This window comes from Devosia sp. ZB163 (assembly GCF_028613635.1).
Lineage (GTDB): Bacteria > Pseudomonadota > Alphaproteobacteria > Rhizobiales > Devosiaceae > Devosia_A.
Map to the genome: position 1 here is coordinate 783,275 of NZ_JAQRMY010000002.1, position 22,890 is coordinate 806,164.

Annotated in this window: 25 protein-coding genes; 8 read left to right on the forward strand and 17 right to left on the reverse strand. The window is 65.6% G+C overall.

Annotated features, from left to right (window positions below; translation table 11 throughout):
- The first annotated feature begins 104 nt into the window (after window positions 1-104).
- Window positions 105-1,349, forward strand: coding sequence for an MFS transporter (locus PRN20_RS12025; RefSeq protein WP_273957609.1), 1,245 nt, complete (start codon window positions 105-107; stop codon window positions 1,347-1,349).
- Window positions 1,350-1,572: 223 nt separating this feature from the next.
- Window positions 1,573-2,190 (forward strand): 30S ribosomal protein S4, encoded by a 618-nt coding sequence (gene rpsD, locus PRN20_RS12030; RefSeq protein WP_273957610.1) that lies wholly within the window; start codon window positions 1,573-1,575, stop codon window positions 2,188-2,190.
- A 161-nt stretch (window positions 2,191-2,351) separates the two neighbouring features.
- On the opposite strand, the gene PRN20_RS12035 is transcribed toward rpsD, so the two are convergent.
- Complete coding sequence (locus PRN20_RS12035) at window positions 2,352-3,704, reverse strand: peptide transporter (protein WP_273957611.1); 1,353 nt, start codon at window positions 3,702-3,704, stop codon at window positions 2,352-2,354.
- Between the two features lie 226 nt (window positions 3,705-3,930).
- Between PRN20_RS12035 and ttcA the strand changes: the two genes are divergently transcribed.
- Complete coding sequence (gene ttcA, locus PRN20_RS12040) at window positions 3,931-4,740, forward strand: tRNA 2-thiocytidine(32) synthetase TtcA (RefSeq protein ID WP_273958073.1); 810 nt, start codon at window positions 3,931-3,933, stop codon at window positions 4,738-4,740.
- Here the strand turns inward: ttcA and PRN20_RS12045 are convergent.
- Window positions 4,704-5,939 (reverse strand): multidrug effflux MFS transporter, encoded by a 1,236-nt coding sequence (locus PRN20_RS12045; protein ID WP_273957612.1) that lies wholly within the window; start codon window positions 5,937-5,939, stop codon window positions 4,704-4,706. The two genes, ttcA and PRN20_RS12045, sit on opposite strands and share 37 nt — an antisense overlap.
- A gap of 163 nt (window positions 5,940-6,102) precedes the next feature.
- On the opposite strand from PRN20_RS12045, the gene PRN20_RS12050 reads away from it, so the two are divergent.
- Both PRN20_RS12050 and PRN20_RS12055 read left to right on the forward strand, forming a co-directional pair.
- Window positions 6,103-6,927 carry an inositol monophosphatase family protein gene (locus PRN20_RS12050; protein WP_273958075.1) on the forward strand — a complete coding sequence of 275 codons (825 nt, stop codon included), beginning with the start codon at window positions 6,103-6,105 and terminating at the stop codon, window positions 6,925-6,927.
- A 33-nt stretch (window positions 6,928-6,960) separates the two neighbouring features.
- Window positions 6,961-7,677, forward strand: coding sequence for an SAM-dependent methyltransferase (locus tag PRN20_RS12055; protein ID WP_273957613.1), 717 nt, complete (start codon window positions 6,961-6,963; stop codon window positions 7,675-7,677).
- Between the two features lie 7 nt (window positions 7,678-7,684).
- Here the strand turns inward: PRN20_RS12055 and PRN20_RS12060 are convergent, their stop codons facing one another.
- A complete protein-coding gene (locus PRN20_RS12060) occupies window positions 7,685-8,935 on the reverse strand; it encodes a multidrug effflux MFS transporter (protein ID WP_273957614.1) in 1,251 nt (416 codons plus the stop codon).
- A 100-nt stretch (window positions 8,936-9,035) separates the two neighbouring features.
- Window positions 9,036-10,259 carry an MFS transporter gene (locus PRN20_RS12065; protein WP_273957615.1) on the reverse strand — a complete coding sequence of 408 codons (1,224 nt, stop codon included), beginning with the start codon at window positions 10,257-10,259 and terminating at the stop codon, window positions 9,036-9,038.
- Between the two features lie 167 nt (window positions 10,260-10,426).
- Between PRN20_RS12065 and PRN20_RS12070 the strand changes: the two genes are divergently transcribed.
- From PRN20_RS12070 to PRN20_RS12080, 3 genes are all read left to right on the forward strand, one after another.
- On the forward strand, window positions 10,427-10,747 hold the full coding sequence (locus PRN20_RS12070) for a Dabb family protein (protein ID WP_273957616.1): 321 nt from the start codon (window positions 10,427-10,429) through the stop codon (window positions 10,745-10,747).
- 123 nt (window positions 10,748-10,870) lie between these two features.
- Window positions 10,871-11,329: a hypothetical protein gene (locus tag PRN20_RS12075; RefSeq protein ID WP_273957617.1), complete on the forward strand. Its 459-nt coding sequence runs from the start codon at window positions 10,871-10,873 to the stop codon at window positions 11,327-11,329.
- 174 nt (window positions 11,330-11,503) lie between these two features.
- Window positions 11,504-12,529, forward strand: a complete 1,026-nt coding sequence (locus PRN20_RS12080) for a GNAT family N-acetyltransferase (RefSeq protein ID WP_273957619.1) — start codon at window positions 11,504-11,506, stop codon at window positions 12,527-12,529.
- A gap of 63 nt (window positions 12,530-12,592) precedes the next feature.
- Here PRN20_RS12080 and grxD read toward each other — a convergent pair whose 3' ends face one another.
- The 13 genes from grxD to purS all read right to left on the reverse strand — a co-directional run bounded on the left by grxD (window position 12,593) and on the right by purS (window position 22,869).
- Complete coding sequence (gene grxD, locus PRN20_RS12085) at window positions 12,593-12,928, reverse strand: Grx4 family monothiol glutaredoxin (protein WP_273957620.1); 336 nt, start codon at window positions 12,926-12,928, stop codon at window positions 12,593-12,595.
- An 85-nt stretch (window positions 12,929-13,013) separates the two neighbouring features.
- Window positions 13,014-13,649: an HAD family hydrolase gene (locus PRN20_RS12090; protein WP_273957621.1), complete on the reverse strand. Its 636-nt coding sequence runs from the start codon at window positions 13,647-13,649 to the stop codon at window positions 13,014-13,016.
- A gap of 12 nt (window positions 13,650-13,661) precedes the next feature.
- Window positions 13,662-14,288: an HAD family hydrolase gene (locus PRN20_RS12095; RefSeq protein WP_273957622.1), complete on the reverse strand. Its 627-nt coding sequence runs from the start codon at window positions 14,286-14,288 to the stop codon at window positions 13,662-13,664.
- Between the two features lie 139 nt (window positions 14,289-14,427).
- Window positions 14,428-14,661: a BolA family transcriptional regulator gene (locus PRN20_RS12100; RefSeq protein ID WP_273957623.1), complete on the reverse strand. Its 234-nt coding sequence runs from the start codon at window positions 14,659-14,661 to the stop codon at window positions 14,428-14,430.
- A 101-nt stretch (window positions 14,662-14,762) separates the two neighbouring features.
- On the reverse strand, window positions 14,763-15,278 hold the full coding sequence (msrA, locus tag PRN20_RS12105) for a peptide-methionine (S)-S-oxide reductase MsrA (RefSeq protein WP_273957624.1): 516 nt from the start codon (window positions 15,276-15,278) through the stop codon (window positions 14,763-14,765).
- A gap of 231 nt (window positions 15,279-15,509) precedes the next feature.
- The gene (gene purL / locus PRN20_RS12110) at window positions 15,510-17,741 is read right to left on the reverse strand and encodes a phosphoribosylformylglycinamidine synthase subunit PurL (protein WP_273957626.1); all 2,232 of its coding nucleotides are present in this window, start codon (window positions 17,739-17,741) and stop codon (window positions 15,510-15,512) included.
- 75 nt (window positions 17,742-17,816) lie between these two features.
- Window positions 17,817-18,287 (reverse strand): CYTH domain-containing protein, encoded by a 471-nt coding sequence (locus PRN20_RS12115; RefSeq protein WP_273957627.1) that lies wholly within the window; start codon window positions 18,285-18,287, stop codon window positions 17,817-17,819.
- Window positions 18,288-19,166, reverse strand: coding sequence for a CHAD domain-containing protein (locus tag PRN20_RS12120; RefSeq protein ID WP_273957628.1), 879 nt, complete (start codon window positions 19,164-19,166; stop codon window positions 18,288-18,290).
- Window positions 19,167-19,243: 77 nt separating this feature from the next.
- Complete coding sequence (locus tag PRN20_RS12125; protein WP_273958078.1) at window positions 19,244-19,882, reverse strand: Pr6Pr family membrane protein; 639 nt, start codon at window positions 19,880-19,882, stop codon at window positions 19,244-19,246.
- A gap of 101 nt (window positions 19,883-19,983) precedes the next feature.
- Window positions 19,984-20,649, reverse strand: coding sequence for a phosphoribosylformylglycinamidine synthase subunit PurQ (gene purQ / locus PRN20_RS12130; RefSeq protein WP_273957629.1), 666 nt, complete (start codon window positions 20,647-20,649; stop codon window positions 19,984-19,986).
- Window positions 20,650-20,737: 88 nt separating this feature from the next.
- Entirely contained in the window at window positions 20,738-21,817 is a 1,080-nt protein-coding gene (locus PRN20_RS12135) for an acyltransferase family protein (protein WP_273957630.1), read from the reverse strand.
- A gap of 164 nt (window positions 21,818-21,981) precedes the next feature.
- Window positions 21,982-22,158 (reverse strand): hypothetical protein, encoded by a 177-nt coding sequence (locus tag PRN20_RS12140; RefSeq protein WP_273957631.1) that lies wholly within the window; start codon window positions 22,156-22,158, stop codon window positions 21,982-21,984.
- A 468-nt stretch (window positions 22,159-22,626) separates the two neighbouring features.
- The gene (gene purS, locus PRN20_RS12145; protein WP_273957632.1) at window positions 22,627-22,869 is read right to left on the reverse strand and encodes a phosphoribosylformylglycinamidine synthase subunit PurS; all 243 of its coding nucleotides are present in this window, start codon (window positions 22,867-22,869) and stop codon (window positions 22,627-22,629) included.
- Window positions 22,870-22,890: the final 21 nt, after the last annotated feature.

The following is a 22,890-nucleotide window of genomic DNA, read 5'->3' on the forward strand; positions in this document are numbered from 1 at the left end:
ACGGAGTGTTGGAAGATCGGCCGGCAATGTCCAGTCCCGGGGCCGGGCCAGCACAAAGTAGCCTTTGACCGCGGGTCGACCGGCGTGCCATCTGAGCGCCCATCATGAGCGCCCACGCCCCCTCCGAGCCATCGAAGCTCGCCTTCAGCTACCGCAGCTTCCGCTTCTTCTGGGCCACGACCCTGCTCGTGAGCTTTGCCGTGCAGATCATGTCGGTCTCCATCGCCTGGCAGATCTACGATGTGACGGGCGAGCCGTTCCTGCTCGGTCTGGTGGGGCTGTCGCTGTTCCTGCCGGCGCTGGTGCTGATCCTCGTGACCGGGCTGGCAGCCGACCGGTTCAACCGTCGTGGCATCATGGCCGTGTGCCTCGGTGTGGAACTCCTCTGCGCGCTGGGCTTCCTCGCCTTCGTCAACGCCCAGGCGCACGAGGTCTGGCCGATCTTCGGCATCCTCGTCGTCCTCGGCACGGCCCGGGCCTTCTGGGGGCCGGCCGCCCAGTCGCTGGCGCCCAATCTCGTGCCGCCCGAGGCGCTCTCGAACGCCATCACGGTCAATGCCTCGGCCTGGCAGTTCGCCTCGATCATGGGGCCGGCCGTCGGCGGGCTGCTCTATGGCATCAATCCGTCGGTCGCCTTCGGCACCGGCGCTGTGCTGCTGGTCGCGGCCATGGGCTCGGTGCTGATGATCGCGCGGCCACCCAAGCGCGAGTCGCACCAGGCGACGAGCCTTGCCACCATGCTCGCCGGCTTCCGCTACATCTTCTCCAACAAGGTCGTCCTCGGCGCTATCTCGCTCGACATGTTTGCCGTGCTGATGGGCGGCGCCGTGGCCCTGTTGCCGATCTACGCCAAGGACATCCTCCACGCCGGCCCGGCCGAACTCGGCTTCCTGCGCGCTGCACCCGGCGTTGGCGCCATCGTCATGGCGCTCGTCCTCACGCGGTTCCCGATCCGCGACCATGCGGGCAAGCTGCTGTTCCTGTTCGTGGGGCTGTTCGGCGCGTTCACGGTGCTGTTCGGATTGTCGACCACGGTGTGGATTTCGATACCTGCGCTGGTGCTGGTCGGTGCCTCGGACATGGTGAGCGTCACCATCCGCGAGACCATCATGCAGCTCTGGACGCCCGAGGAGGTCCGCGGCCGGGTCAACGCGGTGAACTCGGTCTTCATCGGCGCCAGCAACGAGTTGGGCGAGTTCCGCGCCGGCTCCGTCGCACACCTCATAGGGCCGGTCCCGGCCGTGGTGCTGGGCGGTATCGGCTCAGTCGCCATCGCCGTGATCTGGAGCCAGGTATTCCCGGGTCTGCGCGACCAGCGCACGCTCGACAGGAAGATGGTCGAAGCCTAGAGCCGCACGGTCACCTTGCGCTACCGGGCCCGAACAGACGGCCGCCCGGTGGGCCGTTCGAGCTTGACATGCCGGGATCGCACCTCTATCACGCGGCCACTTGTTGAGCCCTAGGGCTCCTCGAGCGCACCCGGGATTCCCCAAATCGTGGAATCTGTCGGTCCGTTCCGCAAGGACGGGCAGAGGAGGGCGCAATCACTTTCGACAACCTGAAAGGATTACGATGTCGAAGCGCATTCAGTCTAAGCACAAGATCGACCGCCGTCTTGGCGAAAACCTGTGGGGCCGTCCGTCCTCGCCGCTGAACAACCGTGCCTACGGCCCCGGCCAGCACGGCCAGCGCCGCAAGGGCAAGACTTCGGACTACGGCCTGCAGCTCCGCGCCAAGCAGAAGCTCAAGGGCTACTACGGCTCGATCACCGAGAAGGCGTTCAAGAAGCTCTACTCCGAGGCCGCCCGCGTGAAGGGTGATACCGGCGAGAACCTGATCGGCCTGCTCGAGAGCCGTCTCGACGCCATCGTTTACCGCGCCAAGTTCGTGCCGACCGTGTTCGCCGCGCGTCAGTTCGTGTCGCACGGCCACATCCTGGTCAACGGCAAGCGCGTGAACATTCCGTCCTATCAGGTGAAGGTCGGCGACAAGGTCGAGATCAAGGAGCGTTCGAAGCAGCTCGGCATCGTGCTCGAAGCCAACCAGCTCGCCGAGCGCGACGTTCCTGAATACGTCGAGGTCGACCACTCCAAGCAGACCGCAACCTACGTCCGCGTCCCGGCTCTCGCCGACGTGCCGTACCCGGTCCAGATGGAACCGAACCTGGTCGTCGAATTCTACTCGCGCTAATCGCGCGGTACACCACACAGTTCTCGAATGGGCCGTCCGCAAGGGCGGCCCATTTGCTTTGGGGCGATCGATGATGTCGGTCGGTCGTCGGGGGCGATGGGCCGTTCTCGTCAGCCTATCTCGACATCGAGAAGAGGCCGCCCCGAGGGGCGGCCTTGTTGCTAGACGGCGGCGCCGCTGAAGGACTCCTTGATCGGCTCCTGGTCCGGCGGGATGAAGGACTCGAAGCGCCTGAGGCGAGCGTAGACCGAGATCAGCTCGACGATGGTCGTCCAGGCCCGGGCAAAGAACTGGAACGAGCTCGAGACCTGGCCGAAGGCGTTCTGCACCTGCTGGTAGATACCCAGCGTCAGCGTGCCGGCGAGGATCGACGGGGCCATGGCCAGCAGCGGGATGTAGCCGGCCAGCTGCAGGTACCCGTACCGGGCGAGGTTGAAGTACGTGTAGTGGAAATACAGCCTGAAGTAGTTCCTCTGCACGCCCGCGAACAGCTCGCGCACGGTCGGAGGATCGGCCCTCGTGGGGTTATCCTCGCCGTACACCAGCTCCTTGCGATAGGCGGCCTCGACCAGCTGGTTCTGGAACTGCAGGCCCGGCAGCTTGAATCCCACGACGCCCAGGAGAACCGTGCCGAGGGCGGCGGAGATCAGGGCGACGAAAACGAGGCTGCCCGGAATTGAGCCTATCAGCGGCAACTCCGTGATGTGGTGCGAAAGCCCCCACAGGATGGGCAGGAACACCACCAGGGTGATCAGCGAGCTGAAGAAGCTGGTCCCAAGGTCCTCGAGGATCTGGGCCAGGCGCATCGTATCTTCCTGAACACGCTGTGCGGCGCCTTCGGTGGTCCGGATGTTCTGCCAGTACGCCATGTAGTAGGAGTTCATCGCCTTGCGCCAGCGGAACACATAGTGCGAGGTGAAGAAGCTCAGCACGATCAGGAACAGGATGTTGGGTACGGTCACGGCAATGATGGTGACCACGTACGGCCAGAACTCCTCAGGCGTTACAGAGCCAGGCTGCGACAGGGCCTTTTGCAGCACGTTGAAGAATGCGCCCTGCCAGTCGTTGATCCAGGCATCGACCTGCACCTGCGCGTAGATGCAGAGAAGGATGGCGGTCGAGGCCACGACGGACCACCAGTACCAGTCGTTGCGCTTGTAGAAGTACCAGAAGACGCAGAACAGCGCCGCGACCATCAGGATGTACTGATACTCCCAGAGCTTGGCGCCGTTGAGGAAGTTGGTGTCCTCCGCAACGCAGCCTGCCGTCGCCGAAGCTGGCGGGGGAGCGCTCTCCGCGGCGCCAGTGGCCTCGGGCGTAGGAGTGGCGGGCTGTGCCTCGGCGGCCGGTGCTCCCTCGCCAGGGGCACAGATCGCCGGGGCGAAGAAGCGGTCAAGGCTGATGGCCGACCGGATCGGCCCGCCGGCGAAGAAGAAGATCAAGGTCGCGGCCAGCATCCAGAGGATGGCTGACGTGAAGAACAGCTTGGGTTCAGGGAAGAATGAGCGGAACAAGGGTAAACTCCTTGCAGTTCCGTGGGGTCGCGGTCATCTAACTGACTAAGTTCGGAACCGGCAAGGAATCCGCGCTCACCTTGCCATGATGTAATGTGGCGCGCTTCCTGTCGGGCGCGCGGTTTGCTATCAGGCAGCCATGAACGAGATCGCCACGCCCGCCCTGTTCGAAGCCCATGCCGATCCCCTGGCAGAGGACCTCTCGGGCGCACATCCGCTGTTTGCCATGGCTCCCCGGTCGGTTGAGTTCAACAAGCTCAGGAAGCGCCTCATCCGCAACATGCGCGAGGCGATCGAGAAGTTCGGCATGGCCCGGCCCGGGGAGCGCTGGCTGGTCGCCATTTCGGGCGGCAAGGACAGCTACGGCATGCTGGCGCTGCTGCTCGACCTCAAGTGGCGCGGCCTGCTGCCGGTCGAACTGCTCGCCTGCAACCTCGACCAGGGGCAGCCGAACTTCCCCAAGCACATCCTGCCCGAGTGGCTGACCGCCAGCGGCATCGCGCACCGCATCGAGTACAAGGACACCTACTCGATCGTCACCGACAAGCTGCCGCAGGGCGCGACCTACTGCTCGCTCTGCTCGCGCCTGCGCCGCGGCAACCTCTATCGGATCGCGCGCGAGGAAGGCTGCTCGGCGCTGGTGCTGGGGCATCACCGCGAGGACAGCCTCGAGACGTTCTTCATGAACCTCTTCCACGGCGGCAAGCTCGCCGCCATGCCGCCGCGGCTGATGAACGACGACGGCGACATCGAGGTGCTGCGCCCGATGATCTACTGCGCCGAGCCCGACCTCGAGAAGTTCGCCGAGCACATGCAGTTCCCGATCATCCCCTGCGACCTCTGCGGATCGCAGGAGGGGCTCGAGCGCAACGCCATGAAGGCGATGCTCAACGATATCGAGAAGCGCATGCCGGGCCGCAAGGACGTGATGATCCGCGCTCTGGGCAACGTGAACGCCAGTCATCTGCTCGACCCCAGGCTGTTCGATTTCCTCGGCCTTCAGAAGGCCTCGACCGGGACGGGTGCCGGCGCCTGATCGCGCCCGAACATGCGGCCCCGCTCGGCGATGGCGAAGCAGCCGAAGGCGCAGATGCCCATCACGCCCATGCCGACGAGCAGCGGAATGACGGTGCCGTCATAGGCCTGGGCAATGCCGAAGCCGAGCAGCGCCCCGAACACCATCTGGAACAGGCCGAAAACAGCGGCAGCCGTGCCGGCGACCTCGCCCAGGGGCTCCATCGAGAGCGCGCCGCTGCCGGCGAAGGACGGGACGATGCAGGGCGCGAGCAGTACCATCGCAAGCAGGAAACCCCAGTCGGGTAGTCCCGGGCCGAGACTGACGAGGGCAGCACCGAAGGTGATGACGGGGATGAGGATCGAGCCCCCATGCGAGCAGCGCCTCAGCCCGATGCGGCCGAGCACCCGCGAGGCAATCAGCGAGGTGATCGCCGCCGATCCGGCTATGATGACCATCGAGAGGGGGTAGAACACGCCCCAGGGGTAGATCTCGGTGAAGATCTGCTGCGTCGTGACGACCATGCCGAGGATGGCGCCCTGGAGGAACACCGCCGCGACGCCGTAGAAGAAGGCGCGCCGGTTGCGCAGCACGATCAGGAAGCCCTCGGCGACCACGCCGAAGTCGAGCGAGCGCCGGTCTTCCGGCCGCTGCGTTTCACCGAGGCGCAGGAAGGTCCAGACCCACGTGGCCGCGGCAATGGCCGCCATCGCGACGAATATGTACTGCCACGGCGCCGCGAGGATGATGAGCTGTCCCACCGTGGGCATGATGATGGGGACGAGCAGGAAGATGGAAAGGACCAGCGACAGCACCTCGGCCATTTCCTTGCCGCTGTATCGGTCGCGAATGGTCGCGTTCAGGCCGACACGCACTGCTGCGGCGGCGGTGCCCTGCAGGAAGCGCAGGATCAGCAGCCACAGGAAGCTGGGAGCGACGGCGCCGGCGAGCGCGCAGACGATATAGGCCGCCAGCCCCCACAGGATCGGCCGGCGTCGCCCGAAACGGTCGACAAGCGGGCCGAAGAATATCTGCGGCAGCCCGAAACCGATGATGAAGACGGTGATGACGAGGGAACGGTCGTTCTCGCGCAGCACGGCGAAGGTATCGCCGATGTTGGGCAGGGCCGGCAGCATGATGTCGATCGCCAGCGCGTCGACAATCATGAGCGCTGCAACGATCGCGACAAATTCCGGCTTCGATAGCGGGTGACTGCTCATGGCTCGATCGCGTCCGACGAAGAACAGTATTAAGGTCAGGTTATACTGTTATTCACGTCATGGTCAAAGACGTTGAGTGCGAACCGGCCGGCTCGACGTTTTGGTGGGAGACGCCGCCGTCGCAATCAGTGCATATGAAGGCATCACCAGCAGACCCGGGACCATCATGACCACGATCGATATCACCCGCCTCGCCAACATTCTGAGGGACGCGGCCAAGGCCGAAGTCCTGCCGCGGTTCCGCCGGCTCGATCAGGGCATGGTGCGCCAGAAATCCGAGGCCATCGATCTCGTCACCGAAGCCGATGAGCAGGCCGAGCACCGCATCAAGGCCGAGGTGTCGGCAGCCTGGCCGGACGCGCTGTTCGTGGGCGAGGAATCGGTCGCCGCCGATCCGGCGCTGCTGGACCGGTTGGACGATGCAGACCTCGCCATCGTGGTCGATCCCGTCGACGGCACGGCCAACTTCGCGGCCGGGCTGCCGCTCTTTGCCACCATGGCCAGCGTTGTCGTCAAAGGCGAGACCGTCGCGGGCATCATCTACGACCCGATGGGTGACGACTGGGTGCTGGCCGAAAAGGGCTCTGGCGCCTGGCAGCGTCGCCCCGATGGCTCCGACTGGCGCCTGCAGGTGGCCAAGGCGCCCGCACTCGACCAGATGGTCGGTCACGTCTCGATCACGTTCCTGCCGGCCGACAGCAAACCGAAGGTGCTCGCCAACCTCGCCAAGGTCCGGGTGGCTGCGAACTACCGCGTGGCGGGCCACGACTATCGCACCTTCGCCTCGGGTCACTGCCACTTCGTCATGTTCAACAAGCTGATGCCCTGGGATCACCTGGGCGGCACGTTGATCTGCCAGGAGGCCGGAGGCCATGTGGCCCGTTTCGACGGAAGCCCCTACCTGCCGTCGCATCGCGCCGGCGGTTTGCTGATGGCCCCCGACGCCGACGCGTGGAATTTGCTGCGTGCAGAGGTGTTTACGGTATAGTCGGGGTCACAACCGTCGAGGGAGGGCTTCGGTTTGGATCCGCTGAACTACTGGGCTATCGCCGAGCGCGACATCGAAATCCAGAACCCCATCACCGACCGCAAACTGAGGCTGCTCGACGACTATTGTGATGTGGCCGATGGCCTCAGCGTCCTGGATATCGGCTGCGGCAAGGCGTGGCTGATGCGGCAGTGGGCCGAGCGCCATGCCATCGAGGGCGTCGGCATCGACGTCAATGCCCGCTTCCTCGAGGTCGCACGTCGCAAGGCCCCGGCGCGGGGGCGGCTCACCTTCCACAATTCATCGGCCAAGCGCTTCCCGGTCGCGATGGAGAGCTACGACATCGTCCTCTGCCTGGGAGCCTCGTTCGCCATCGGCGACGTGCCCGCAGCGCTCGAGTGGATGGTCGCAGCGACCAAGCCGGGCGGGCGTGTGGTGATCGGCGACCTGGTGCTCAAGCACCCGCCCGTGGTGTCGAAGGGCGATATCCTGCCGCCCGACACTATCGGGATGATGGGCATCGTCGAGCGCCACGGTGCCGAGGTGTCGGCAACGATCAGCGCCTCCGAGGCCGATTTCGAGCGCTATGCCAGCCATCACCGGCACGCGACGCTCACCTGGGCCCGGGCGAACCCGCAGCATCCGGACCACGATGAAGTGCTGGCCAAGAGCCGGACGGATTGGCTCTACTACCAGCGGACCATCCGCCCGATGCTGGGCTGGACGATCTTGGTGGGACGCAAGGGCTAGCGGCGGGTCAGTGCCCGCCGTCGCCGTGATGCGCGTATTGCGGGCTGACACCGAACAGCCGGCCCTTCTCGGCGATCAGCACGCAGCCCAGCGTCAGCAGCCCCATGATGAGGTAGCCGGCGGCGGTGGGGGTCACCGTGCCGTCGAACATCTGGCCGAAAGCGGTACCGATCACCACGCCGCCAACCGTCTGGGTGAAGCCGAACACCGATGCCGCGGTGCCGGCGACCGCGCCGAGCGGTTCCATGGACAGCGAATTCATGTTCGAGGCCGCCCAGCCGAACATCCACTGCACGACCAGCAGCAGGCCGAAGAACAGCCATAGCGGCATGAAGCCGGCGAGGCTGAAGGCAACGAGCAGCGCCGCCGCTCCTACATAAACGATGATGGAGAAGTGGCTGAGCCGGCGCATGCCGAAGCGACTGACGATGCGCGAATTGGTAAAGGCGCCGATCGACATTGTGCCGGCCATCAGCGCGAAGGCGACAGGGAACAGCGCCCCCAGCCCGTAAATCTCGACGAAGATCTGCTGGCTGGTGGAGATGAAGCTGAACAGCCCGGCGAACAGGAACATGCCGGCGAGGCCATAGAACAGCGCCGAGCGGTTGGTGAGCACGAGGCGGAAGCCCTCGGCGATGGCGCTGAGCGTCAGCGGCCGGCGGTACTCCGGACGCAGCGTTTCGGGCAGGCGGAAGAAGGCCCAGATGCTGATGAGCGTGGCGAGGCCGCCCATGAACAGGAAGATGTACTGCCACGGCCCCGACAACAGGATCACCTGGCCAATGCCCGGCGCGAGGATCGGGACGACCATGAACACCATGAAGGTCAGCGACATCACTTCGGCCATGGCGCGGCCCGAGTATTTGTCGCGCACGATCGAGGTGGCGATCACACGGGTGGCGGCGGCGCCCAGTCCCTGGGTGAAGCGGATGGCGAGCAGGATCGCGAATGTCGGCGCAAACACGGCTGCGAAGGCGCAGATCACATAGATCGCGAGCCCGATCAGCAGCGGCCCGCGCCGGCCGAAACGATCGGACAGCGGCCCGAAAGCGAGCTGGGCAAAGCCGAAGCCAAGCATGTAGACGCCGACGACGAACTGACGCTCGTTCTCGTGGCTTATGCCGAGTGCTTCGCCCATGTAGGGCAGCGCGGGAAGCATGACGTCGATGGCCAGCGCATTGAGCGCCATCAAGGCAGCGACAAGGGCAATGAACTCGACGCGGGACAGCTCCCGCGTTGAATGGGCAGTATCGGACATGTGGTAGCTCATGATGGCCGGGGAGGCGGCCGGAAAGGCCGGCAACATGCTCCCACGGCTTGGATTTGGCAACCCGTTAGGGTCCTAATAGTTCCGTGGTTCAGGCCGACTTCAGTGCGAAGGACGGGGCGCTCCGCTCCTTGATCGGCAGGTGTACGGCAGCCGAGGCGAGCCCGAGCAGGATACCCAGGTACCACACGAGACTGTACGAGCCCGTGTGGTCGTAGACGAAGCCGCCCAGCCATACGCCGACGAACGAGCCGACCTGATGGCTGAGGAAGGCGATGCCGTAGAGCATGCCCATGTACCGCGCCCCGAAGAACAGCGTCACGAGGCCGGCGGTAGGCGGCACCGTGGAGAGCCACAACAGGCCCATCGCGCCGGCGAAGACATAGGCGCTGAGTTCGGTCACCGGCAGCAGCACGAACAGGCCGATGGCGACGGCGCGACTGAAGTAGATCGTCGCCAGCAGCATCTGCTTGGGCACGCGGCCGCCGAGGTACCCGGCGAGCAGCGAGCCGACGATGTTGAACAGCCCGATCACCGCGATGGCCCAGCTACCCACTTCCGGCGGCAGGCCGCACTGCACGAGGTAGGCGGGCATGTGCACGTTGACGAAGGCAAGGTGGAAGCCGCAGACGAAGAAGCCGATGACCAGCAGCCGATATGAGCTGAAGCCCCAGGCCCGGCGCAGCGCCTCCATGAAGGGCAGGTCGATCTGGTCGGGCGCGCGCTCGGTACGGCCGCGCAGCGCAAAGGTCAGCGGGATCGTCAGTGCGAGGAGCACCGCTGCGTAGAGCAGGGCAGTCTGCCAGCCAAAACCGGTGATGACGGCCTGGCCGATCGGCGCGAACAGGAACTGGCCGAAGGACGAGGCTGCCGTGGCGATGCCGAAGATGAGGGTGCGCTTCTCCTGCGGCACGCTGCGCCCGAACGCGATCATCACGATCGAGAAGGACGAGGTGGCGATGCCGACACCGGTGATCACGCCGGCCGTGAGGTTGAGCAGCGTCCCCGTCGGCGAGACGATCATCAGCAGAAGGCCCGCGGCGTAGATCAGGAGGCCCCCGACGATCACCTTGGCCGTCCCGTAGCGATCCGCAAGACCACCGGCGAACGGCTGGGCGACGCCCCAGGCGAGGTTCTGGATGGCCATGGCCATGCCCCAGGCCTCGCGCGTCAGCCCCAGGTCACCGGCCATGGGCAGCGTGAGCAGCCCGAAACTCGTGCGGATACCGTTCGTCACCGCGGCGATGGCGCAGCCGGCAACGATCAGGAGGAGGAGCGGCATCGCGATGGAGCGGGGTGCGGCAATGGAGGACATCGTGAGGACTCGATGAGAATTGTCTGCCGTGTACTTACACGTGCGAGCGTCCGGCGAGAAACGCATTTCGGTGATGCCGGCGATCACCCAAAGTGATTGCGAGGCTATGCCGCAGTTGACCCGCCGCGACGGAGGACTATCTACGGGGGAGCATCGGAGCCAGCCACGTGATCCGCCATATCGTCTTCTTCACCGCCAAGGATCCCGCCGATCTCGAGAGGATCGTCGAGGGGCTCGAACTGCTCGGCCAGATCCCCCATTCGCAGCACTTCGAGGTGACGCGGAACACCAAGGTGGACCAGTTCGGCAACGACGTGGACGTCGTGGTCTATGCCGAGTTCGCCGACGAGGCGGCGCTCGCCGCCTACAAGGCGCACCCGATCTATGCCGAGGCCACCCGGCGCGTCCGGCCGCTGCGCGAGCTGCGTTTCGCGGCCGATGTCACCGCGCTGGAAGCCGACGTCGCGATGGTGCGGCGCTCCGCCTGACCGGGTAGATTATTCTCACATCGCTGCAAGAACCCCTCCCGAACGGATGAATATTCTCGCGCTTTGGTTGCGTCCGGACTGAGCGCGGCTCAGTTTGCCCCAACTAAGCGAGGGGCGAGTGCCGTGGAGATCAAGGAAACCGAGCCGATGCTGGTGCTGAGCGCCACGCGCCGGCTCACCATCCCGCAGATACGGCAGGTCAGTCCCGAGCTCACTGGCGAGATCGACGCCGAGATCGAGCGATGCGGCTTCGGCATGGCCGGACCGTGGGTGTTCATCTCGCACCACCTCCCCAGGGACAGCAGGACCGCGTTCGACATTCGCTTCTGCCGGCCCGTGGCGAACCTCGATGGCTATGATGGCCCGTTCGAGGTGCAGCAGCTCGAGCCGATCATGGTAGCGAGCGCGCTCCACCAGGGATCGATGCGGACCCTGTTCACGCAGGGCTACGCGCCTCTGGTACAGGCGATCGAGTTCTCACGGCACACCTTCTCGGGCGAAAGCCGCGAGATCTATCATCAGTGGGCCGGGCAGGGCGCCCGTTACCATCGCATCGAAATCCAGTTCGGACTGGCTTCGTAGGCCGCGGTAGGTTACGTGCCATGTCCGCAATCACTGCGCAGTCGGGGGGAACACACATGACAGCACTCATCGCCGAGCGCCGGCGGGCCCATGCCGGTATGTGTGCGAGCGGTTTCTCCGCTCTTTCGATTGTCTGCGGTGCTCCGCACGCCGCGATTGCAGGATCCTTGCTTGATGCAACTCCTCAACGAGACTGCCTATGAGGCCGTCCGCCCTCTGCTGACAGAGACCATCTCACGCCACGCCCCGGTTGCCGCGATACTCGCCGGCACACTTGAGGGGGTGATCTGGACCGACGACCCCGCCCAGCCGACCGTAGTGCTGGTATCCGATGGGGAGGCCAGCTTCCTCGCCGGTGATCCCGACCGACTGGTGCAGCCCGCCGTGCTGCGAGCGCTCATCCCTGCCTGGACTTACCTCCTACCGGATGACAACTGGATCCACCGGTTGTCCGAGGTCTGGGACAACCCGTTCGCGCGACCGCATCCGAGGCTGCGATTTGCCCTGGAGCAGCCGCCGACCGGGTCGACGCTGCCGCCTGGATTCGAGCTCGTACGCATCGACCGGGCCGGTGTGGCGGAGCACCCCGCACTGCACGATCTCGCGGGCGATGGCTGGCGATCCCGCGATGACTTCCTCGAACTGGGCATCGGCTACGCTGTGCTGCACGAGGGTGCCGTGGTGAGCCATTGCACCGCCGACTGCGTCGTCGACGGTCGTGCCGAGCTTGGTGTCGGCACTGAGGAGGGCTTCCGCCGGTTGGGGCTGGCGCGCGCAGCGGCCACCGCGGCAGTCGGCGAATGCCTGCGGCGCGGCGTCGCCGATGTTGGCTGGCACTGTCATGCCTCGAACGCCGGCTCGATCCGCATCGCTGAAGCCGTCGGCATGCGGCGGCAAGCGGCCTATTTCGGCTATTCGAGCAATCTGCCGGCCGAGAACGTCGGCGATCTGAGCCCGGAACAGTGCCGCGACTGGGCCGCGCACCTCGAAGCCGCCGCGGCGAAGGTGATCTGGCACGGCTTCCACGCCGCCGGAGCCTGGGCGCTGGCTGGTGAACCCGACCGGGCCCTGCGCTGCCTCGAACGGCTGGTGGGGAGCGGCTGGCAGGGCCGAGCCGAATGGCTCGAGGACCACTGGGCCTTCGCCGCGATCCGCGACAGCGCCGCATTCAAGGCCATCGTGGCCCGGCAGCGTGGATAGTCACGAGAAAAAGCAAAGGCCGCGCCTGTTGGCACGGCCTGTCTGCTCGTCTGCGAGATGGTGTCAGGCGGTCTGCTTGACCGCGATGCCCTTCTCGGCGAGGTGTGTCTGCAACTCGCCCGCCTGGAACATCTCGGTGACGATGTCGGCGCCGCCGACGAACTCGCCCTTGACGTAGAGCTGCGGAATGGTCGGCCAGTTGGCATAGGCCTTGATGCCCTCGCGCAGTTCCTGGTTCTCCAGCACGTTGGCGCTCTGGTAGTCGACGCCGAGATAGCCGAGAATCTGCACGACGCGGCCCGAGAAGCCGCACATCGGGAAGTCGGGCGTGCCCTTCATGTAGAGGAACACGTCGTTGTTCTTCACCTGCTCGTCGATCAGTGCGTTGATGTCGCTCATATGCATGCCTTTCAGGCCGGAGAACGTGCCGGCTGCGTTACCCGTTAGATAGTCCTGCAATGCGGCGCTGTCGAGGTGGTCATCGTCATTTGACGATGCTTAGCCGCTCCGCGATCCAGGAATGGCCGCTGCAATCGGTCACGTCGGTGAACAGCACACCTTCCCAGCCATGGGCGTTGGCGGCGGCGATGACTTCTGCGGAATCGTCGAAGAGCAATGGCGGCTGCTCAAGCGGGCCGATGAACGCTTCGGCGCGACGGAAGAACTCCGGGTTCGGCTTGGCTGCTCCGAAACGTGCAGCGTAGAACATGTCGTCGAACAGATGACGCAGCTTCAATTCGTTCCAGAGATATGTAGCGCGGATGTGCTCCTGGTTCGTCGCCACGTAGAGCCTTACGCCGCGCGCAGACCGGAGCTGCTTGATTACCTCGAGCAGCTGGAAGTTGAGGTGGCTGTCCCGCGCGATCCAGTAGCCGATGAAATCCATCGTGCTGCCGCGGTAGCCGACCGTGGGCAGGAACTCGTCGAGCGCGGCCACCAGCGATTTCTGGCCGGTCAGAACACGTTCGAAGGATGGGTCGAACAGCGCCTGGAAGCGGGAGGGCTCGACACCCATGTCCGCCAGCAGGTGTTCATCCCAGTATCGCCGCGCCGCCTCGTCAGCGTGAAAGCGGCTATGGACCAACACCCCGTCTACGTCGAAAAGCACTGCCCGCGTCATCGCTGCTCCAGATCACTGCAGTTGGCGGATCACCCACGGATGTCCGGTGACGTCCTCGATCGCCTCGTACTGCACCGCCTCCCAGCCGTGGGCACGGGCGGCCTTCACGATGTCCTCGCGGTCGTCGAAGAAGAGCGGCGGCTCGGCCTGCGGACCGAGGCGGTTGCTCACCCAGTCGAAATAGGGCTTGGCCGGCTTGGCATGCCCGATGCGGGCGGAGTGGAACATGTCCTCGAACAGCTCGCCGAACCTGAGCTGCTGCCACAGCCATTGGGCCCGCATGTGCTCCTGGTTGGTGGCGAGATAGAGCGTCGTGCCGGCCGCCTTCAGCCGCGCCACGACGTCCAGCAGCGGCTGGTTGACGTTGCTGTCATGGCTCAGCCAGTAACCGGCAAAGGCCATGCTCGGCCCGCGATAGCCGAGGCCGGGCAGCGTCCGATCCAGTGCCTCGAGCAACGACATTTGCCCGACGATGACCTTCTTGACGAAGACGTCGTAGATGAACTCGTGGTTGAACCGGTCGGGGTCGACCCCGAGATCGGCCAGCAGGTTCTCGTTCCAGCGGACATGCTTCTCAGGCCGGCCGTGATAGCCGTGGACGAGCACGCCATCGACGTCGAAGAGAACGGTGCGGGTCATGGTGCCGCCCCCGATCCTCCCCCGCGGGGCGGGGGAGGGGCTTCGAGCCGTCCCGAAGGGCAAATCGCTCCAGTGGAGCGATTTGAGGCGAGAAGGCCTTGAGAGCTATGCTCGAAAGGCCCGGCGGCCCCATGCCCCATCAATCCGGCGCCTTCGTCTGCAGGGCCAGCGAGTGCAGCACGGTGCCCATGTCGGACCCGAACGCCGCGTTCACCATCTGGTGCTGCTGGACGCGGGTCTTGCCGCGGAAGGCCTCGGAGATGACGGTCGCTGCGTAGTGGTCACCGTCGCCGGCGAGGTCGCGGATTTCGATCTTGGCGTCGGGAAGCGCCGCGAGGATGCGTTTTTCGATTTCGTGTGCAGCCATGGCCATGGCACGTCTCCCGAGAAATAGTTGAGCCCGTTGGACATATGGCACGTGGGGCGGGGCGCTTCAACGGAAGCGGGCGCCGGTTTCCCCGGCGCCCGTTGCAGTCAGGCGGCCTCGCGCTTGGGCAGCTTCCAGTTGGGCCGCACCCAGTGGCAGGTGTAGCCATTGGGTATACGCTGCAGGTAGTCCTGGTGCTCGGGCTCGGCCTCCCAGAACGGGCCGACCGGCTGCAGCTCGGTCACGACCTTGCCGGGCCAGAGGCCGGAGGCGTCGACATCCTTGATGGTGTCCTCGGCCACGGCCTTCTGGTCGGCGTTCTCGTAGAAGATCGCGGAACGATAGGCGCGGCCCACGTCGTTGCCCTGCCGGTTCTTCGTCGACGGATCGTGGATCTGGAAGAAGAACTCCAGGATGTCGCGATAGCTGATGCGGCTCGGATCGAAGATGATCTCGACGGCCTCCGCATGGTCCCCATGATCGCGATAGGTGGCGTTCGCCTTGCCATCGTCGCCGGAATAGCCGACGCGGGTGGAGATGATCCCGTCCTTGTGGCGCAGCAGCTCCTGCGCGCCCCAGAAGCAGCCGCCAGCGAGCACCGCCCGCTCGGTATTGGTCGTCATGATGCGCTCTCCATGTTGGGATGCTCAGTATATACGTATTCCGGGCGCCGATTGTTACAGCGGCTCACGGAAACGGTACTGGAGGCAGTCACCGGGCCCTCCGCGCCCCTCCCCCTTGAGGGGAGGGGTTGGGGTGGGGGTCGTGAGGCGATCACGGTGATCCCCGCGCCACCCCCTCCCTCTGTCCCTCCCCTCAAGGGGGAGGGAAGCGAGGCGGCGACATCGAGTCCCCTAGACCTCGGTGATCTCGCCCTTCATGAACTCCGGGAACCAGCCCTCGTGCGCCTTGCGCAGTTCGGCGACCGCCACCGGCCGTGCCTCGCCCAGCTTCAGCGTCTTGCCGCCGGTCGTGCCGATCCACGGGGCGAAGACGCCCGCATAGGGGTAGATCTCGGCGTAGAACTTCTCGAGGTTCTCGCGCGTCATGGTGACGAGGTAGCGCCCCTGGTCCTCGCCGAAGAACAGCGGAATAGGGTCGCCGCCGTCGAGCTGGTTCACCGTGGCGCCGATACCGGACGCCATCGCCATCTCGGCGACGCCGACCGCTAGGCCGCCGTCGGAGAGGTCGTGCACGGCGGTCGCGATGCCGTCGCGGATCAGGATGCGGACCAGGTCGCCGACCTTCTTCTCGTGGTCGAGGTCGACCGGCGGCGGCGTGCCGTCCTTGCGCTTGAACATCTCCCGCAGGTAGATCGACTGGCCCAGGTGGGTGCCCCACCAGTCGGGCGCGCCGAACAGCAGGATCGCCTGGTCCTCGCCGGCAAAGCCGATGCGGGCCATCTTGCTCCAGTCGGGGATGAGGCCGACGCCGCCGATGGTCGGGGTCGGCAGGATGCCGCGCCCGTTGGTTTCATTGTAGAGCGACACGTTGCCCGAAACGATCGGGAAGCCCAGCGCCCGGCAGGCATCGCCGATGCCCTTAACCGCATGGACGAACTGCCCCATGATCTCGGGCCTTTCAGGGTTGCCGAAATTGAGGTTGTCGGTCGCCGCCAGTGGATCGGCACCGGTAGCCGTCAGGTTACGCCAGCACTCGGCCACCGCCTGCTTGCCGCCCTCGTAGGCGTCGGCCTCGCAGTAGCGTGGGGTGACGTCGGATGAGAAGGCGAGGGCCTTGGTCGCGTGGCCCTCGACGCGGATCACGCCGGCATCGCCGCCGGGGCGCTGCAGCGAGTTGCCCTGGATCAGCGTGTCGTACTGCTCGTAGACCCAGCGGCGCGACGAGAGCGCCGGCGAAGCCAGCATGCGGAGCAGGGCGTCGGCCACGTCCATCTGCGGGATGTCGTCGGCGGCGAGCGCCTTGGGCGGCACCGGGGCCGTCCACGGGCGGTCGTACTCCGGCGCCTCGTCCCCCAGTTCCTTGATCGGCAGATTGGCGACTTCCTCGCCCTTCCACATGACGCGGAAGCGCAGGTCGTCCGTGGTCTTGCCCACGGTGGCGAAGTCGAGTTCCCACTTCTCGAAGACGGCGCGGGCCTCGGCCTCCTTCTCGGGGTGCAGCACCATGAGCATGCGCTCCTGGCTCTCCGAGAGCATCATCTCGTACGGCGTCATCGCGTCTTCGCGGACCGGCACCATATCGAGGTTGAGCTCGACGCCGAGGTCGCCCTTGGCGCCCATTTCGACGGCCGAGCAGGTCAGGCCCGCAGCGCCCATGTCCTGGATGGCGATCACCGCGCCCGTCGCCATCAGCTCGAGGCAGGCCTCGAGCAGGCGCTTCTCCGTGAAGGGGTCGCCGACTTGCACGGTCGGGCGCTTCTCCTCGATGTCGTCGCCGAACTCGGCCGAGGCCATGGTGGCGCCGCCGACCCCGTCGCGCCCGGTCTTGGCGCCGAGATAGACGACGGGCAGGCCGACGCCCTCGGCCTTCGAGTAGAAGATCTTGTCGGTGTCGGCGAGGCCGGCCGCGAAGGCGTTGACGAGGATATTGCCGTTGTAGCGCTCGTCGAACTCGACTTCGCCGCCCACCGTCGGGACGCCGAACGAGTTGCCATAGCCGCCGACGCCGGCCACCACGCCCGCGACGAGGTGCTTGGTCTTTTCATGCTCGGGCGCGCCGAAGCGTAGCGCGTTCATCGCCGCCACCGGCCGCGCACCCATCGTGAAAACGTCGCGCAGGATGCCGCCCACGCCCGTCGCCGCGCCCTGGTAGGGCTCGATGTAGCTGGGGTGGTTGTGCGACTCCATCTTGAAGACGATCGCCTGCCCATCGCCGATATCGACGACGCCGGCATTCTCGCCCGGACCCTGAATGACGCGCTCGCCCGTGGTCGGGAGCGTGCGTAGCCACTTCTTGGAGCTCTTGTAGGAGCAGTGCTCGTTCCACATCGCCGAGAAAATGCCGAGCTCGGTATAGGTCGGCGCCCGGCCGATCAGCTGGATGATCTTCTGGTACTCGTCGAGCTTCAGGCCATGGTCGGCAACCAGCTCGGGCGTGATGGCGATATGGTTGTTGAACGTCATCGAAGAATCCGGGGAGGGGCAGGGGTTCAGGCTCGCTATAACCCAAGCCTTCCCGGGACGACAGGAGAAATCGGCTCAGATCTCTCCGCCGACAAGCATGGCCAGGCTGGAGTTGTAGTATTGGGGGTCGCCGGTCACCTCGTCACCCAGCCAGTCGGGTAGCGTCAGTGGTGCGTTGGGGCTGTCGAGCTCGACCTCGGCAAGCACCAACCCGCTGTGGTGGCCGAGGAACTCGTCGACCACCCAGTCGCCGCCGCCCAGGTCGAGGGTGTGCCTGGTCTTCTCGATCCGCGCCCCGCGCCCAAGGGCGAGCAGCTGTCGCGCATCCGTGATCGGCACCTCGTACTCGAACTCGGCCCGGGCCAGTGCCGAGCCGCCGCTCTTGATGGTGATGTAGCCGCGAGCGTCGTCGATGGTCCGGACGCGCACCGTGACGCCGGAGCCGCCTGTGCTGAGATATCCCTGTCGCAGCGTCTGGCTGCGCTTCACCAGGGGCCGCCATCGGTCCGTCGCCACGAGGAATTTGCGCTCGATCTCGATGGCCATCTACTCGGCCGCCTCGCGCGTCGACCAGCCCGAAAGGTAGGCGTCGAACCGCGCCTTCAGTGCCTTGGGTGTCTCGGCGAAGACCTGCCGGCCGAGCTCGTCGATGCGGCCTTCAAACTCCTGCTGCCGACGCTGGATCGCGTCTCGCGCAAATGCCAGGTCGATGTCGAGGCCCAGCACCGCGACGGCCTCGTCCAGGTTGCCTTCCAGCAGAGCGAGGTCGTGGTGCAGCCCAAGTGTGTCGGCGAGGTCTCCCGCCGTCTTGTGGGCCGGCGGCAGGATGTCCTCGGCGCATTCCTCGAGCAGGCCGAGCTGGTTCCAGTAGTACTTGGCGTACTTGCGCCACTCGTGGAATGCCTCGTCCGTGCGCTGTCTCTCGGCGTGCCGGCGGGTCCAGCGGCCTCGGCGGTAGGTGTGCTTCAGCCCCCGCGTGAGCGTCCGGGCGTCGATGTCATCGGTCGACCAGTGGGTGCTGCGCGCCTCGAGTTCCCGCATTCGTCCGGCAAAGACCCGCAGCACATCGGCCTCGACCGCGGCTTGGTCGTCGCCGGCCTTGTCCGAACGCGGCAGAGGCCGCCCGGCCCAAGCCAGCAGTTCGGCCAGCGTCTGGCCCAGGACGCGGGCGTCGCGGGCGCCCGACAGGTCCCGGGCCGCGTCGCGGACGAACGCGTTCTCTTGCTTGTAGCTGTCGAAGTCCGTCCGGATCAGGCGGAACAGCGCCCTCAGCTTCTTGCAGCGACGGCGCGCCTCATGCACGCGGCGCTCCGGGCTGGTCGACACGTCCTCGGCGTCGGAGATCGCCTTCGCCAGCTGCTCACGGACGATCCTGACGAACCCATCCCCGATGGTCGTGTCGCTCCGGGACCACTGAAAACTCATAGACGCTCCACCCGTTCGGGCCAGCGCAAGACTACCGGTTGCTCGATGTCACAAACAAGCCGTCAGGTGGCAGTCGCTCAGGCCGGGCGCTGTCTCCGCGCGAACCATCGGTCGCCCGCCACGATGATCACCGAAAAGACCGATACCGCCACCAGCAATACGCCGACCCCGATCGCCACTGCCAGGTAGCCGAACCTGCCGGCATCGAGGATGTCGTAGGGGTACTCGTTGACGAAGGCGCCGCGGACCAGCACCCAGGCGACGTAGCCGATGCCCGGCAGCAGCATCAACGGGATGTATGTGAACCGCAGGCGGCCGTGGGGCGCGAAGGCCGTCCACCACACGAGATAGAGGATCGGCGCGATGTAGTGGAGCAGATACGTGGCGACGCCGAGGGCACCCTCGAGCCTGAGGCCCGGCGCCAGCATGAAGTGGTAGTAGAGCATAACCAGCGTGATGAACGCTGCAGCCGAGCCCATCATCACGGGCGTCCGGAACCAGGCCAGCCAGCGCCAGCCAGACAGCACCGCCACGTAGGTGACGATCAGCCACAGGTTGGTCAGGTGGGTGAAGTAGGTCCAGAAGTAGATGAACGCGTCCGGGAACGACCGCGCCACCGGGTTGGCTTCCGAAACGGTCATCACCGATGGAAAGATGGCGGACCAGTCCAGCGCAAGGCCGGTAACCCCGACCAGCACTGCGGCCCAGGCAAGCACAATCCGCAAAGCACTGCCTCAACGAACCAGACGCAATGAGCAACAGACTAGAGCGCGCCGCCGCGCGCCGCTACCGCTAGTTAGGTCGACTTCGCTTCAAATCAGGCTGCGTTGAGCAGGCCGGAGAACAGCTGACGGCCGTCGGAGCCGCCATGCGCCGCCTCGATCAGGTTCTCGGGGTGCGGCATCAGGCCGAGCACGTTCTTCTTCTCGTTGAACACGCCGGCGATGTCGTTGATCGAGCCGTTCGGGTTTGTGCCGTCGGCGTAGCGGAAGGCAACCTGGCCCTGACCTTCTACGCGTGCCAGCGTCTCGGCATCGGCAAAATAGTTGCCGTCATGGTGGGCGACGGGGCAGCGGATGATCTGGCCCTGCTTGTAGCCGCGCGTGAACGGCGTCGAAGCGTTCTCGATCTGGAGCTTCACCTCGCGGCAGACGAACTTCAGCGAGGCATTCCGCATCAGCACGCCCGGCACGAGCCCGGCCTCGCTGAGAATCTGGAAGCCGTTGCAGACGCCCATCACCTTGACGCCATGGGCGGCGCGATCGCGGATGGTGTCCATCACCGGCGAGCGGGCAGCGATAGCGCCGACGCGAAGGTAGTCGCCGTAAGAAAAGCCGCCCGGGATGACGATGAGGTCGACCTTGGGGATCTCGGCATCCTTGTGCCAGACCACTGCCGGCGCCTCGCCCCCGATCTTGGTCAGGGCGGCGATCATGTCGCGGTCGCGGTTGAGACCGGGGAACACGACGACGGCGGCTTTCATCGGCAACTCCTCAATGGCGTCGCCGATCCTTTGGTGAGTCTTGATGGCAAAAGCAAGAGCGGAGCCGTGGCTCCGCTCAATGAGGCGCCTACTCCGCCGGCACCGCAGCCGGCTTGACGTAGCTGCGGCTGCCCGGCGCGCCGGGGATGTGGGCCCAGGCGGGGCGCTCGAACAGGAACTTGCCCCATCCGGTGCGCTTGATCAGCCAGTAGAGCACCAGCGGCGAGACGAGCGCGATGGTCATCACGAGGACACTGACGACGCTGACGTCATCGATGAGCCCGGTCTTGAGAATCAGGGTGCGGCTCGCGGCCATCGGGATGGAGAAGCTGAGGTAGATCACGATCGAGCGCTCGCCGAGCCAGCGCAACCAGCTCATCCACGGCAGTTTCACGAGCAGGGCCGCCGTGACGCAGACTGCGAGCGCACCCACGAAGGCCAGTACGAGGTGGACGACCGGCAGGGCCGCATAGCCCATGTACATGTGACGCGGCGCGACGGTGGCGCCGCCGGAAAAGACGAGGATGCCCTCGATGACGGCGGAGGCCAGCAGCGCGACAGTCGACAGCGCCGGCCGTTCCTGCGCCGCCGCGACGATGCGGAACACCAGCGGTGCGAACGCATATCCGGCGTAGAAGTACACGGAGTAGGCTGCGAAGTGGTCGACCAGCGGGATGCCGGTGGTGACCGGGAATATCTGGAGGAGCGCGGCGGCGCCGAAGGCGGCCCAGTGCGGCACCTTCAGCGAGTAAAGGACCTTCGCCACCAGCGAATAGACCGCGAGCATGTAGATGAACCACAGCACGCCATAGGGCTCGACGACGGCCCACAGGATCTGCGTCGCAACGCCACCGACGTCGCCGGTGCCGAGGCCGACCTTGAAGGCGATCTGCAGCACGGCCCAGAGCGCATAGAAGTACAGGTAGTGGACCACGCGCCGGTCCGTGTAGTGCAGCCACGGCCGCGCGATGACCTGGCTGAGGAAGAGGCCCGAGATCAGGAAGAACTCGGGCATCCGGAACGGGGCGGCCCAGCCGATGATGTAGTGCAGGACGCCGACACCGTTGAGATCCTCGCCGACCCCGTAGGCCGAATGCATCATGACCACGAGGATGATCGACAGACCCTTGGCGGCGTCGACCCAGTCGAGACGATTGGCGTTTGGCATCGCGAGGCTCCCGGTAACCTGGCCACATATAGCCGGGCGCGTCCGGGATGCCGGAAAAGCCTGCAAATAGGCTTAAGCCAACTGCTTAATAAACAAGGACATATCGAGCTGGCAGGGGCCGGGACCGGCGGCGCGCCTGGACCCGGTGCAGCCGTCCGCGTGCCTTAGAACGGCAGCGACAGGTGCGTGGCGAGGAGGAGGCCGACGGTCATGAAGAAGAGGGCGGAGAGCGAGAAGGTCTTGAGCATCTGAACGGTCGTATTCTGCGCCGGTTCTGGGCGCGTTGGGGTGCGGGTTCTGTAGGTCGGTTCGCCGCGGGCGGATAGTCCGTGTCCGTGCATGGCTCCAATGCACTGCTTTGGCTGAATGGAGTCTGAACCGGCACGGTTAACGGGCTGAGTGACGCAACTCTGCGACTATTCGGTGAGGTCGCCGCGGCGGAATAGTGGCAGCGGATCCATGTGGCGTATGCGCCACAGGCGAGCCAGTCGCGGGACGTGTAGCCAGCCGCCCTCACTCCCCGGATGCGAAAGCCGGGAGGACGGGCGGCGCAAGACCGCGTGCACCGGGGCAGTGAACAGTTGGGATAAGACCTGTCTGTCCGCGCGGGGCAATACCCCGCTCGTCAATCGGCCGTCGATTTGCTTGGGGAGTCGCCCGGTCCTAGACCGGAACCGATGCGTACGCCGCGAAGAACAGGCCGAGCGTGAGGAAGAAGGCGATCGAGAGCGAGAAGGTCTTGAGCATCGGCTGGTCTTTACTGGAGCGCGCCCGGCTTGTGCAGGCTGCGCCAACATATGCGGTGATTCTTAAGGCGTGATTTCGATCGTGTAATTTTCGATGACCGTATTGGCGAGTAGTTTCTCGCACATTGTACGTACGTTCGCCTCGGCCTGTGACCTATCGGCGTCACCCAGCTCGAGGTCGAACACCTTGCCCTGCCGCACGGCGCCGACGCCGTCGAAGCCGAGGCTCTTGAGCGAACCCTGGATGGCCTGGCCCTGCGGATCGAGGACGCCGGATTTGAGCGTGACGGTGACGCGGGCTTTCATCGAAAATTCCCGAAAGAGGGC